Origin of the sequence: Streptomyces sp. TSRI0107 (assembly GCF_001905845.1) — a bacterium.
In the GTDB taxonomy this organism is placed as follows: Bacteria; Actinomycetota; Actinomycetes; order Streptomycetales; family Streptomycetaceae; genus Streptomyces.
This window is the reverse complement of sequence record NZ_LIVZ01000011.1, coordinates 246232-260335: the sequence shown is the minus strand read 5'-3', so window position 1 is coordinate 260335 and position 14104 is coordinate 246232. Positions and strand designations below refer to the sequence as shown.

Here is a 14104-nt window from a genome sequence, read left to right as displayed (position 1 = left end):
ATGTTCAGATGCGGATCTGCCGGACGACGACCGTGCGCTTCTTACCCTGCGAGGCGTCGTACGAGACCTCGCGTCCGGCGGGCTGCCACATCAGCGCATGCCCGAGGGGAGACGACGGAGAGACGATGTCCGCCTCCTCGGTGGGCAGTTCGGCGACGGTGTACAGGGTGTCTTCGTCGATCTCGCCGTCGAACTCCAGGACCAGCAGCGCGCCCGGGATCACGACGTCCGGGACTACCGGTTCCCGCCCGACGCCAACGGCGTCGAGGAACGTACGCAGGAAAGCGAGGCGCTTTGTGCGCCGGTCACGCCGGTCGGCCTGGCTCTTCCTGAGAAAGACGAGCTGTGCCGCATCCGCGCCGCTGGGTGTCTCCTCGGGAGCGTCGAGGGCGGCCTGCAGCTGCTGCACCTCGCGGACCAGCCGCTGGAAGGCCGCTGCAGGGATCTCCCGGACCGGCATCGAGCCCCGCGCGACGGTCGGTGCCGCCTCGGGCTGCGCCGGCCGGGCCGGGCCGGCGGAAGGTCCGGCGGTGGCTCGACTCTCCGAAGGCACCGTACGCGGATTCCCCGCGGCGGACTTCGGCTCCCGCGTCGGCCCAAGCAGCGAGTCGCGCGGATCGGCGGGCTTCGGCGCGGTCACCGCCTCAGGGACGGCGGCAGTTGCAGTCACCGCCTCGATGCCGCCCCTTTCCTCGCCCTGTTCGCTCCACCGCTCGGCCGCCACGCCCTCAGCGGCTGGCTCCGTACCCGTGCGCTCGATGTCGCCTGCGGTGCCCGGCTCCTCCGCCTCCTCCCGCACCGGTTCAATGCCCAGGCGTTCCAGCTCGGCCCAGAGCGGCGCCAGCGCCTGCTCACGGTCGAGGTGGAACCGGCTGCCCCGGATCCGGACGAACGTCCAGTCGACGCGTTCCAGGTCACGCTGTCTGGCCGCCGCGGTGGAGGCGTCCTCACCCTCGGCGAAGGCGTCACCGTCACAGGCGACCGCGAGCCGGCGGGTCCCGCCCTCCACGACCAGGTCGAGGGTGTGGCGACCCACCTTGTATCCCGGACGGACCCGATAGCCCCGCGCCGTCAGTTCCAGGTACACCTTCTGCTGGAACAGGCTGTCGAACGCTTCGTGCCTGACATCGGGCAGGACCTCGCCCTCGACCGCGGTGGTCTCGTCCTCCGCGGGCCGGGTCAGGTGGTCGAGCCACCGCCGGCGCAGGTCGTTCTCGTGGAACTGCTCGACGCGCGCGCTGTGGAACACCCACACCTGGTCCTGGGCGCGGGAGGCCGCCACGTTGATCCGCTGCTCGTAGGTCTTGCCGTTGAAGCCGCCCGGGACCGATCCGGCAGCGGTGGACGGCGAGTTGACGAAGGAGACGAACATGACGTGCCGCTCGTCGCCCTGGAAGTCCTCGGCGTCGCCGACCCGGATACGCCGCTCCTCGCGCTGCTCGTAGTCGAGACGCTCGGCGAGCAGGTTCTCCAACTCCGTCAGATGCCCCTTGCTGGCGCGCAGGCTGATGACGCCCATGGTCTTCCCGTCGTAGGCGGGGTCGGCGCAGCAGCGCACGATCGCGTCGACGAGGGCCTCGGCCTCGGTCGGATTGGTCAGCCGGGAGTTGGCGCCGATTGCTTCACCATGCTCGATGTGCACCGTGCGGACCGGGGGCAGCCGGTCGGCACCGTACTGCCGCAGGGGCAGCAGATCACGGTTGTAGCAGAGGTCGTTGGAGAACGAGATGATCTCCGGCATGCACCGGAAGTGCTCCTTGAGCATGAGCGTGCCGCGGCCCGCCGACAGCGCCTCGGTGAGGTCGAAGAAGCTGGACTCGGGGCCGAACAGGCTGCGGATGTCCGGCTCCAGCGCGGTGAGCAGGCGATCTCTGAGGTGGAAGTACTCGTCCTGCTTGAGGCCGACGTTGGACGGGCTGACCTGCTTGCTGTCGCCGACGACGACCATCCGGTCGGCGAGCCAGCTCAGCAGCATGGCCTCCAGGCCCGACTGGCTGGCCTCGTCGACGATGACGACGTCGAACATGCCGGGCCGGTCCATGGGCACCGTCTCGGCGACCTGGTGCAACGGCATGATCCAGGCCGGCACCGCTGTCTGCGCTTTGCGAAGGGCGGCTTGCGCGTCGCGCCGGTAACGGTGCTGGTACTTGCCCTTGATACGCCGGGCGGCCTGCTGGTAGGCGCTCAGCGCCCGGGACTGGTCGCCGGTGAGCAGGCCGAGGCAGCGGTGCCAGGCGCGGGCGGCGGCAAGTCGGGCGAGCATGATGCGGGCTTCGTCGTCGGCCTCGGTCAGACGCTTGCGCAGGGTGCGCTCGGCCTCGGGGTCGGTGAGTCGTTCCATGCGTTCGCGCCACGCGGACCAGGCCCAGGCCTCGGCGAGGGCGTGCAGCCTGGTGTCCCAGGCGGTGTCCTCGTGTGTGTCGGTGATGCGCTCGGCGAGGGCCGGGAAGGCCTCGCGGACACGGGTGAGCGCCGCGTCCTGTTCGGCCCGCAGCCGGGCGGCCTCACGCACCTCGGCCATCTCGTCACTGAACGAGCGATAGCCATCGGGATCCCAGCCGCGCACGGCCTCGCCTGCGCGGACGACCGCGGGTGCGACACCGGGCCGGTCGCTCCAGGCCCGCAGCAGTTCCTCTGTGCCCGCGATGACCTTGCGGGACTCTTCGGCCGCACGCAGCGTGGTCGCCGCGCGCAGCAGACTGCGTACGGCGGTCTCGACGGACGCGTCATGCCAGGTGGCGACGGCGAGTGCCGGCGAGGTGGCCGCGGCGGTCAGCACGTCGGTACGCGCGGCAGCGACGGCGAGCAGCGCGTCGAGCACCTCCGCGTCCTGACGCAGCCGTGCGAGGCGCGGCCCGTGCCCCTGCCAGGCGGCGACGGGAGTGCCCCACTCGGACTCCACCTGTACAAGACGCAGTTCGAGCTGGACGCGGGCGAGGATGACGGCAGCCGTCGCGACGTCCTCCGGGGTCCGTCCGTCGACCCGTACGGCATCCACGAAGGCGCCGACCGTTTTCGCCAGCTTGGAGCGCATGCCGAGGGGCCCGCGCAGCTTCTGGCCCTGGCCGAGTCCGTCGTGCAGGGCGGTGACCTGGGCGAGCGCTGTGGCCGGGTCGTACTGCTCCAGGCCGCTGACCATGGCCGTACCCAGCGTGGCGAGCGAGGCGTCGACGGCTGCAAGGGCTTCGGTGACAGCGGCCCGGCGGCTGCGTGCCTGCCAGTCCTGGCCCTCGGTCACCTGCTTCAGGAGCGCTGTTGCCCAGTCGCCCGCCGGTGCGGCGAGGGACGCGGCACGGGCGCGTGCGGCAGAGAAAGCATCGAGGGTGGAGGACAGCCGCTGCTGTTCCGTCTCGCTCAGGCTCCTGACGGCCGTGTCGTACTCAGCGCACAGGGGATCCTGGCGCGCGGCAGCGTGCGCTTCCTCGGCCGACCGTACGACCCGCACGGCCTCCTCGAAGTCACCGGGGCCCGGCAGTTCGGAGGGTCCGGGCACTTCGGCGGCCAAGGCCTGGTGATGTGGGGTGTACGCACGGGTGGTGTGCAGCAGCCGCAGAGCCTCGCCAGCGCTCAGGGTAGGCTGCTCCTGCGGGACCGGGCCGAGCCAGTCGTGTCGTTCCGCCTCCGCGGTGAGGCGCTCGGCGATCTCCTGGAGGCTGCCGCTGTAGTCGCCGATCTGCGCATCGAAGCGGTGGGTCTCCTGCTCGCGCAGCACCGCGAGGTCGCGCAGCATGGCCTGCTGGGCGGCGCGGGCCTTGGCGAGGCGTGCCTGTAGGGCCTTGATCGCCTTCCGGGAGGCCTTCTCGTCGTAACCTGCGTACTCGCTGAGGATCCTGTGCACGGACGCCTCCAGCTCCCGCTGGGCCGCGGCGCCGTCCTCGGTTCGGCTCACACACAGGTCGCGGATGGACTCCGGCAGCTTGTCCCGCAGCACGCGCAGGGCGCGTGGTGTGTGGCTGGTGATGAGGACCCGCTTGCCCTGGGCGAGCAGGTCCGTGACCAGGTTGGCGATGGTGTGCGTCTTGCCGGTGCCGGGCGGGCCCTGGACGACGACGAGCCGGTTGGCGCGCAGACGTTCGGCGATCGTGCGCTGTTCCTCGTTCGCAGGCAGCGCGAAGTACATCTCGTCGCTCTCGTTGACCGTGCCGTCCTCCGCCGCCGCGAGGTCCGCCGCGGTGAGCGCACCGTCCCGGCCGGCGATGTAGCCGAGCAGTTCGGTGGGCGGGGTGCCCGCATCGATCTGCCGGGCGATGGCCTTGAGCGCGTCCATGGTCGAGCGGCGGCTGCGCTCACGCAGGACGAGTGCGGGGGTGAGTCCCACCTGCGGGATGTCGAGGCTGCGCGGCTTGGCACGCTCCACGGTCGGTGCGTAGCTGCCGGCGCTGTGTGCGGCGTTGACCCAGCTGCGCAGGGCGGTGTGCACGGCGTCGAGGTGTGCGGGATCCGTCACGTCCGAGGCACCTTCCAGCACCTCGACGATCTTCTCCCGTACGGGGCCCGGCACGTGCTGGGCTCCTTCGAGCATGCCCTCTTCGAGTTCAAGGCCGGCACCGGTCGGGTCCGGGGCGGCGGTGAGCGTGCCGGTGGACGGGTCGAGCCGGAGAGTGGCCCGGTGGGTGACGAGGTGCCGTTCGACCCGCTGCCCCGAGGGCGTCTGCCAGGTCAGCCGTCCCAGGCCGAGCACGAGTTCGTAGGCCTCACCGAGGTTGGCGGCGTCCTCGTGCATCTTGTGCAGCCGGTCGTACAGCCTGACGAGGGGGTCGATCGCGCGGCGCCGCTCCGCCCAGGCGAGCCATTCCTGTTCCCACGCGGAGTACAGCTTCTCGATTTTCTCCCGCTGGGGGTGATCGTCCAGCTCGTGGTAGGTCTTGTCGAGCGGGATGCCCTGCGACCAGTCGGGAAACTCGGGATCGATGCGTCGACGCAGGTGCGGGGCGTGGGTCTGCTTGAAGTCGCGGATGCGGCTCTCGTCGACCCAGGGGGCGAGCAGGGCTCTGGGGTGTGGCGCGTCCTCGCGTTCGGGGCGGGCGACGGTCAGCCAGGCCGGTTCGTCGGTGCCGAGCACGCCGTCGATCATCACGTCGACGCCGTCGTCGTCCGGCAGTTCGTCGAACCACACGGTGCCGGCCGCACCGTCGAGCGTGCGCACGGGGCGCGTCTTCGACTCCTCCGCCTCGGCGAGGAACCGGAAGATCTGCCGCACGCGTGTGGCGTCGAGCTCGTCGGCGGACAGCTGCGGAGCGTGTGACTGCGTGGCCTGCCGCCGGGGACCGGCCGACTGGGCCGGGACGGCGTCGAGCGTGGCACGGCCGGTGTGGTGCTGCCCGGCTCCGCCGACCGGGCCGCCCAGGTCACCCACGGGCTGGGCCGCCGAGCCCCCGTCCACGAACAAGGACGCCGCTCCGGTGCCAAGGGAGGTCGGCACGGCGGTCGCTGCGGTGGTGAAGGCGACGCTCTCCCGGTCGTGCGCGCCCCGGAAACGGACCTCGATGTCCAGATCGCCGGCGGTGCCGGCCGGAATGCTATAGGCCCACGTCGCGGAGGCCCTGCGTCCCATGCGCAGGGTGCCCTCCAACTCGTCGTCGAGCACGTCACTGCGGTAGTCCTGCACCTGACGGCCCGTCTTGCCGTACGGCCCACCCCGCACCAGCAGAGTGATGCCGTCCATGTCCACGGGCCGCCCGGTGCCGTTGCTCAGGTGCAGGGTGCAGCGCACCAGGTCATCGCCCGGCCGGTAACCATGACTGTCGTCGGCGTCGGCCAGTTCGTACGGCATGACTTCGTCCACCCGTACGTACAGACCGTCGTCGTATTGGTAAACGGAACCCACCGGCCGCGAACCGCCGCTCAGCCTGTTCTCATCCTGACTCACACGCCCCACCCCACTGGTGCTGAGGGGCCATCTTGTGCCCCGTTCAGTGACATCGCCCGGCCACCCCAAGTCGGCCACAAGGCGCCCCCCGGCGCGCTGACTTGAGTGTGAACTGAGCACACGCAGCGAGCGTATCAGCAAGCTCTGACACTCGCCCCACTCTGACACCCCGCAGGCACACAACAGTGCTGATGAGTGATCAAGCAGCGCCTCGAAGCAGCCTCAGACATCACCATAGAGGTCACGCCAACTGAAGGATAGCCATTGACTCAGTTCACACGAGCACGGCAGGATCCTCATGGCGTCACCCATGCAGTAACCGCGGCGCCGTTCCTGGAGGAAGGTAATCGCGCATGCACATGCAAGTGGTCGACGTGTCGCCCCAGTTGGCGGCGGAGTGGCTCACCCGCAACACCAGCAACCGGCCGCTCAGCAAGGGCACGGTGCAGCAGTTGGCCGGCCAGATCCAGCGCGGTGAATGGCAGTTGACTCATCAAGGTATCGCCTTCGACGAGGACGGCGTTCTCATCGACGGACAGCACCGCCTGGCGGCCATCGTCAAGGCGGGCGTCACCGTGCAGCTGACCGTCACGCACGGCGTGCCGCGCACGGCGTTCACCGTGATGGACACCGGCCGCAAGCGCACCGGCCGCGACGCGCTCGCCCTCGCGGGCGAGACCAACGCGACCCATCTGGCGGCCGCCCTGCGGGGACTGCACCTCTACCGCAACGCTCCCAACTCCTCGTGGAGCGGGGGATCGTCGGTCACCAGCAACGACCAGCTCCTGGACCTGCTCGGCAAGCACCCCGGCATTCGCGACGCCCTGCAGCACGGCATCGCGTTGAACCGCGGGTGCCGCATCACGGTCACAGCCGCGACGATCGGCTGGTACGTCACCACCGAGGCCCGACCCGACATCGACCAGTCCGCCTGGGAGGAAGGGGTCGTCACCGGCGCACGCCTGGAGCCGGGCGACCCGCGCCTCACGCTGCGCAACACCATGCTCAACCTGGCCCTCGGCAACGCACATCGGCGCCGTGACGACTCGCGCGAGCACCTGCTCTACTACCTCAAGGCGTGGAACGCGTGGGTCGAGGGCCGCAGCATCAAGTTGCTGCGCCGCTCCCCCAACGAGACGATGCCGCGCATCTCCAGCCGGTCAGTCCTGACATCGGCGGACAACAAGGCCTGAAAAGGCATAGATTCAACGGACAGCCGCCCCCTAGCCCTGAAACACCACGCATGGACGTGCCAGGCCCGTGCACCCGGCAGGGATGCCCCCGTAGGAAAGGAGGCGCATGCGCGCCCAGGAAATCACCTTCCTCAAGCTCGTCCAAGGGGACAAGCAGTTCCAGGTGCCGCTCTACCAGCGCACGTACAGCTGGGGCAGGGAGCAGCTCCAGCGGCTGTGGGAGGACGTCGGGGAACTCGTCGAGCAGCAGCTGGCCGGTGAGACGGCGGCTCCGCACTTCCTCGGCTCGGTGGTGCTCGCACCGGGCCAGATCCAGGCGGGCGGGGTGCAGCGGTGGCTGGTGGTGGACGGACAGCAGCGGCTGACCACGCTGATGCTGGCCTTCGCGGCGCTGCGCGACCATCTGAAGGAGACCGGTGACGCGCGCGGGGTGGACCGGGTGCACCGCCAGATATTGGTCAACGAGTTCCACGAGGGGGCGGACCACTACCGGTTGCTGCCCACGCAGGCGGACCGTGAGGCGTACACCGCCTGTGTCCAGTCCCGGGCCGACGCCGGCGGCGGCGACAACATCGGGGCTGCCTACCGGTTCTTCCGCGGTGCGCTGGCCGAGGGCCACGAGACGGGCGACGAGCGGTGGGCCGCCACGGTCGAGACGGTCCTCAAGGATCTGCTGTCCATCGTGGAGATCACCGCCGAGTCCGGAGACAACGTCTACCGGATCTTCGAGTCGATCAACAACACGGGTGTCGGGCTCAGTCAGAGCGACCTGTTGCGCAACTACGTTTTCATGCTGCTGCCCAGGCGAGGCGAGCGGATCTACCAGGAACTGTGGCTGCCCATGCAGCAGAGCCTCGGCCCGAAGAACCTCGAACTGCTGGTCTGGCTCGACCTGGTGGTGCGCGGCCACTACAAGACCAAGCAGAGCGAGATCTACCGCGAGCAGCAGAAACGGCTTCAGCCGCTGGCCGGTGACGAGGACGCGCTGCAGCACGAGATCGAGCAGCTGGCCGAGCGGGCCGGGAGGCTCCTCCGCATCGTCGACCCCGCGCGCGAGCAGTCCCCCGCCCTCCGCGCGGTTCTGGAGCGCCTGGCCTCCTGGGGTGGCCAGACCCACTACCCGCTCGCGCTGCACCTGCTGGATCTTGTCGCGGCGGGCAGTACGACGCCCGACGACGCGGCGCAAGCGCTGGGCTACGTCGAGTCCTACCTGGTACGACGCCTGATCTGCCAGACGCCGACGACCGGCCTCAACCGGATCTTCATGGAGGCACCGAAGGAGCTGGAGACCGATCGGCCGGCTGCCGAGGCGGTACGGCGCTTCCTGTCCGGCCGTCGCCGTCGCTGGCCGAGCGACGAGGAACTGCGCGAGGCGATCCGCACCAAGCCGTTCTACTGGAGCGGGCGCCCTCCGCAGCGCAGCTACATCCTGCGCCGCCTGGAGGAGAGTTACCGTGCCTCCGAGCCCGTGGACTTCGCAAAGGCCTCTCTCAGTGTGGAGCACGTACTCCCGCAGCGCCCCGCTCCGGCGTGGTTCGACCTGCTCGCCGAGGAGACCGAGCCGAACCAGACTCCGCAGGAACTGCACGACCTGCTGGTACACACACTGGGCAACCTGACGCTGACCGGTGACAACGCCAAGCTGTCCAATCACCCCTTCGAACGCAAGCAGCAGATCCTCGACTCCAGCGCCCTGCGCATGAACCTGGAGATCGCCTCGGCACAGCGCTGGGGCAAGGCGGAGATCCTGGCGCGGGCGGACCGTCTGGCCGAGCGCGCGGTGGAGCTGTGGCCCGGTCCCATCGGCGGGGTCAAGCCGGCCGGTGAGGAGTCTCCGGGCTGGGCCGAGCTGCGGGCCGCGCTGGTGGCGATGCCGAGCGGCACATGGACGACGTACGGCGACGTCGCCGAGCTGATCGGCAGTCACCCGGTGGCTGTCGGCGCCTACCTGGGTGCCAACCCGACGGTGATCGGTGCCTACCGGGTTCTCACCGCGGAGGGCAAGATCTCACCTTCCTTCCGCTGGGCGGACGGCGACGACCGGCAGCCGCCGCAGGAGCTTCTTACCAGCGAGGGAGTGCGCTTCGACTCTTGGGGCCGGGCACACCGCTCGCAACGCCTGACCGCCGCGGAACTGGCCACCTTGCTGGGAAAGGACGTCACTCAGCAGGTCTCGCACGATCCGCTTCCCGAGGGGGAGGATTCGGCGGCGGCCGAGCGCTTCCGGGCGCAGTTGCAGGAACACTGGCCGGACGCGCATCCCGGTGTCATCGCGGCCCTCGACTTCTGGCGCCGGCAGGGCGGTTACGTCAGCTACGGCCGGTACGAGGAGACCAGTTGCTTCCCGATGCTGGACGCCGGGACGAGCCGTGGCCCGCACCTGCTCTGGCCGGTCGGGATCTACCCCGTGAGCGGCACGGTCGAGGTGGTCTTCCAGTACCTGAAGTCCCGCGCCCCCTTCGACGACACGGAGCAGCGCCGGGAGTTGCTGAACCGCCTGAACAAGATCGACGGCATCGACCTGCCCGAGGCCAAGCTGGAGCTGCGTCCGTCCTTCCCGGTGAGTGTCTTCGCGGAGCACGGTGAGGAGATCTGCGAGGTGCTGGACTGGTTCGTGGGGGTGGTGGCGCTGGATCTGGCACGGCGGGACTGAATGCGGTCGGACATGTCGAAAAAGGGGGAGATGACTCGTGCAGCTTTTGACCGACCTGGTACTGGTTCGCGACGACGGAACACGCAGAGACAAGACAGGCACGACTTGTTCCGGCGTGATGTCCCGAGCGAGCGCCATCGAGTGGGAGCTACGGCTCCCCGGGCAGCCCACGCTGACGGTACACGACAACCATTGGGTGACCGGCGAGCGGGATCTGGTGCTCTACAAGCCCACGGTCGTCCCGGAGATGCCCGCCGCCCTCTCCAACCTGCACAACAGGCTGCGCTCGGGAATCTCCGCCGGCGCGAAGCATGGGGAACGGCGCGTCATGGTGTTCCCAACGTACGTCGACACGCATGACAGGCCACGGATCAAGAAGTCGCTGACGACAGCCGATCTGGCGGACCAAGTGGGGCTGCGCCATCTCAGAGAGCTGACCGCCCGAGAGGGGGTCAGGCTGGAAAGCGCGTTCGACCGGCCCGATCTACCTCTGGTGGACCTGAACAACCCACAGAACGAGAAGTCGCTTCAGCACGCCTTGTTCTTTCCCGCCGCGGATGACGAGACACCGGTGGTCGCCTTCGTCTGCTTCCGGATCGTGCCCGTGCTGCGGCACATCGGCTGGCTGTCGCCGGACGACGCCTGAGGGAGGGGGCAGCTTTGCCAGGCCGATCATGCACAGGAGCAGTTCGCGGACTCAGGGGCCAGACCATCTGCTTCACGGGCCGTGTTCTCGTCGACGGCGCGTGGACGGTCAGAACGGACTGCGCCAAGAGAGCAGGACAACACGGAGCGATTCCCAAGACGGACTTCTCACGGAAGGTCACCCTGGTTGTCTACGGCGATCTGGCCAGCAAGGTCGTGACCGACGACCGTCGCGCCTACAGCAGTACGCTCGTGGACGCCGAGGCCGAGCGCAGCCGGGGGCGGCACGTCTGTGTCGTGGACGCAGACGGCTTCTCGAAGCTGCTCAAGGGGCGTCCCGCGCCGTGCCTGGAGTTAAAAAGGGCAGGCGCCGGACGCGTTCGTCCCGTCGCAGCTGCTACGGCCGAGGGCCGCATTCTCGGCCGCCCCCTCCAAGTGAGACGGACGGGCCGACGACTGTCCGGTGATCTCACGCTGGACCTCAGCCGCCTCGACCAGGCGACGACCGCGCACGAGGCGACAATCGGCGCGCTCATCGCGCACCTGTCGCGCCAGGACATCGAAGCATGTACGTACGCTCCGGGCGCTCCGGAGTTCGACGCCGGCTGGTCACGCGGTGAGGAGGTGTTCGTCGCCGAGATCAAGAGCCTGACCGGGGCACGTGAAGACCAGCAGATCCGCTTGGGCATCGGCCAGATCCTCGACTACACCCACCAGCTACGGACCGCGTTCCCCAGCACCGTCATACGTCCGATCCTTGTGCTGGAGAAACCCCCTTCTGATGCCCGGTGGGCGGCACTTGCGGACAGCGTCGGCCTGCGACTCACCTGGGCCCCCGGCTTCTCCGGCATCTGATCGACCGGCTTAGGGGGCGGTGCCGCGCCTGACGCTCGGGGTGCGGCGCCGGACGGCGGCTACAGGTGGCAGAGGAACCGTCAGCCTGTGGCACATGCACTAAGTTCACAACGTTTTCTTCAGAGATGGACACCCGGGGCTGTCGATTGGCACACAAAGGCATAGGCTCGCCTCGCACGAAACCGGCAGCTGGGGAGGGGACCGCTGATGCGGAAGGGCAGTGTCGAGTACGAACGGGCTTTGGACGCTCTGGTCGAGATTCTGCGCGATCGGGCGCGCCAAGGGGCGAAACCTCTGCAGTACGGCCAACTGAGCATCGAACTGGCGCAGCTCGGCCATCACGTTCCACCCCACGAGGGACCGATGCCCTACCTGCTGGAGGACGCCTCCGCTCAGGGAAGTCCGGACGGATCGCTGCCCCTGCTGTCAGCCCTCGTGGTGCTGAAGGAGACAAGCGTGCCGTCCGCGGGCTTCTTCAAACTGGCCCGCCGTGCCCCGTATCAACGCCCCGGCGACGACACAGAGATCTGGATCAACGAGTTGAAGGATCTGGCGAAGCATTACGCCGACCGTTGACGCCGTCTGCGTCAGCACACCTGAGCGGGTTTCGCCCCGTATAGCACTCTAGTTCTAGTGAGACCGCCACGGCGGTCGCGCGCTGCCGAGTCACCCCAGTACCGCTGGAAGAGGACGGCTGCCCGCCGGGGCTTGTGCCACCCGCTCGGAGCATCACGGCACGGCTGCTCGCCACAGCCGAACCGTACACGCCTGATAGGTCTGCTCGCCCGATGCCTTCGCCCTCCTGACTCATCTCCCCTTGTCACACGCCTCTCTGTTCAGGCGCCCTCTCAGTTCAAGGAAGTACTCGTGAGCGCAATTGGCTCCGGCGGAAGAGTCCAGCCGGCCCGCCCCGGCGACCCCTCCCGCATAGGCCCCTACCGCATCGTCGGCCGCCTCGGCGCCGGAGGCATGGGCACCGTCCACGCAGGAGTCACCTCCGACGGAATGCGCGTGGCGGTGAAGGTGATCCACCCGGAGCAGGCCCAGGACCCGGAATTCCGTGCGCGCTTCAGGCGCGAGGTCGAGCTGTCGTCGCGCGTCACCGGTGCGCACCTCGTCCCCCTGCTCGCCGCCGACCCGGACTCGGAGACGCCGTGGCTGGCCACTGCCTACGTTCCCGGGCCGACTCTGAACCAGCACGTGACCACCCACGGACCGCTGACGGAGGCAAGCCTGTACGCCTTCGCGTCCGCCACGGCACGGGCGCTGGCCGAGATTCACGCCGCCGGCGTGGTGCACCGCGACGTGAAACCGCAGAACATCCTCCTCACCCCCGTCGGCCCCCGCGTGCTGGACTTCGGTATCGCCCACGCCGCCGACGGCACCAGCGTCACTCGTACCGGGGTGATGACGGGCACCCCCGGCTGGATCAGCCCCGAGCAGTACCGCCAGGGAACCGCCGGCCCGGCGGGTGACATGTTCGCGTGGGGAGCGCTCGTGGCCTACGCCGCCACCGGACGGCTGCCATTCGGGACCGGCGCGCCCGACGTGGTGGCCTTCCGGGTGATGTCGGGCGAGGCGGATCTGGACGGTGTCCCCGGGCCACTGCGCGGCATCGTGGAGAAGGCGCTGACTCAGGACCCGGGTGACCGTCCCTCGGCCGCCGAGGCCGCCCAGGAGTGCACCGCCCTGCTGGCCGCCCAGGTCACCCAGGTGGTGGGTGCCGACGCGATGCCGCCCACGGCGGTGGATATGGTCGCGGCCGTCTGGGACGTACCGGCCGGGTACGACCCGACATGGCACCTGCCCGCAGGTCGCAGCCGCTCGAAGAAGCAACTGGTCGGCGCGGTCGTCCTGGCCGCGGGCGTCATCGGCGGCCTGGCCGGAGGAATGGCAGCGCTGCTGCCCGGGAACACCGGGAACGGCCGGCACACGGCCTCGCCCACAACGTCGGCCACACCTCTCACCTCGGCCAGCTCCGGGCAGCCCTCCGCGAACACCGCGAGCGGCGACACGGCGGCGAAACAGCAGACCACCAGCGGCGGTTCGGCGACTGCGGAAAGCTGGGCCCAGACACGAGCGGCGCAGGGCGCGGGCGAGCACGACGTGGCACGCGCAGTCCTGCACGACGAAGGCGTCCTCGCCCAGGATCTGAGCGACGGTGCCGACTTCGCCCCGAAGACCGTGCGGTTCCACGAGTCGCGCCGCGAGATCTACCTCTCCTACACGCTGACCTCGGACGAGCAGGGGGCGATGTACGCCGAGACGGAGATCGCCAGGAACATGTGTCTGGCGGTTCGGGATGTCGCTCTCCGCCTGCACCCGGATCTTCCGTACCGCAAGTACGTCATGGTCAAGGAGGAGACGGGCCGCGCTCCCCAGGTGACGTGGCGGGACGACTTCGTCACCAACACCCGGTGCCAGTCGGCCGCTGACAGCGGCACCGGGCAGGACTCGGGCGCCGCCACGCAGGACTGGCAGCCGGACGAGGACGGCCTCGGGCAGGCGATGATCCCCAGCACCGACAGCGCCGAGATCCGGGTCGCGGACGGTGCCGCAAGAAAGATCATCGAGGGCACCAACGGAATGCGCGAGAGCCTCGGCACCGATCGCGAACTCGGCAACGGGCAGATCAAGGTGGGCTTCGACCCGGCCAGTTCGGCGATGTACGTCTGGTCGGACTACCTGGAGTGGAACCAACAGCAGGTCGAGTCCTGGGCGGACATGGCCGCCGGCGAGGCATGTCGGTCCCTGGTGAGCGAACGGGAGAGCGCGGGCGACGCATGGCCGTACTCCCGTTACGCCGTGGCGGAGATCGGCGGATCCGGCTACCTGATGATCCGTTGGGGTACGGCCACCACGAGGGCGGACTGCCCTTCCTGAGGAGAG

7 protein-coding genes are annotated in these 14104 nt (G+C 69.3%); 6 read left to right on the top strand and 1 reads right to left on the bottom strand.

The features are described 5' to 3' along the window. Nucleotides 1-4 precede the first annotated feature (4 nt). Entirely contained in the window at nucleotides 5-5827 is a 5823-nt protein-coding gene (locus tag AMK31_RS28775; protein WP_241842744.1) for an AAA domain-containing protein, read from the bottom strand. Between the two features lie 395 nt (nucleotides 5828-6222). Here AMK31_RS28775 and AMK31_RS28765 point away from each other — a divergent pair, with 395 nt between their 5' ends. From AMK31_RS28765 to AMK31_RS28740, 6 genes are all read left to right on the top strand, one after another. Next, entirely contained in the window at nucleotides 6223-7062 is an 840-nt protein-coding gene (locus tag AMK31_RS28765; RefSeq protein ID WP_073943586.1) for a hypothetical protein, read from the top strand. 106 nt (nucleotides 7063-7168) lie between these two features. Beyond that, the gene (locus AMK31_RS28760) at nucleotides 7169-9715 is read left to right on the top strand and encodes a GmrSD restriction endonuclease domain-containing protein (protein WP_073943585.1); all 2547 of its coding nucleotides are present in this window, start codon (nucleotides 7169-7171) and stop codon (nucleotides 9713-9715) included. Nucleotides 9716-9752: 37 nt separating this feature from the next. Next, nucleotides 9753-10361, top strand: a complete 609-nt coding sequence (locus AMK31_RS28755) for a hypothetical protein (protein ID WP_073943584.1) — start codon at nucleotides 9753-9755, stop codon at nucleotides 10359-10361. A 215-nt stretch (nucleotides 10362-10576) separates the two neighbouring features. Beyond that, nucleotides 10577-11215 (top strand): hypothetical protein, encoded by a 639-nt coding sequence (locus tag AMK31_RS28750; RefSeq protein ID WP_241842743.1) that lies wholly within the window; start codon nucleotides 10577-10579, stop codon nucleotides 11213-11215. Nucleotides 11216-11422: 207 nt separating this feature from the next. Further along, nucleotides 11423-11791: a hypothetical protein gene (locus AMK31_RS28745; RefSeq protein WP_073943583.1), complete on the top strand. Its 369-nt coding sequence runs from the start codon at nucleotides 11423-11425 to the stop codon at nucleotides 11789-11791. Between the two features lie 291 nt (nucleotides 11792-12082). After that, nucleotides 12083-14098 carry a serine/threonine protein kinase gene (locus AMK31_RS28740; RefSeq protein WP_073943582.1) on the top strand — a complete coding sequence of 672 codons (2016 nt, stop codon included), beginning with the start codon at nucleotides 12083-12085 and terminating at the stop codon, nucleotides 14096-14098. Nucleotides 14099-14104: the final 6 nt, after the last annotated feature.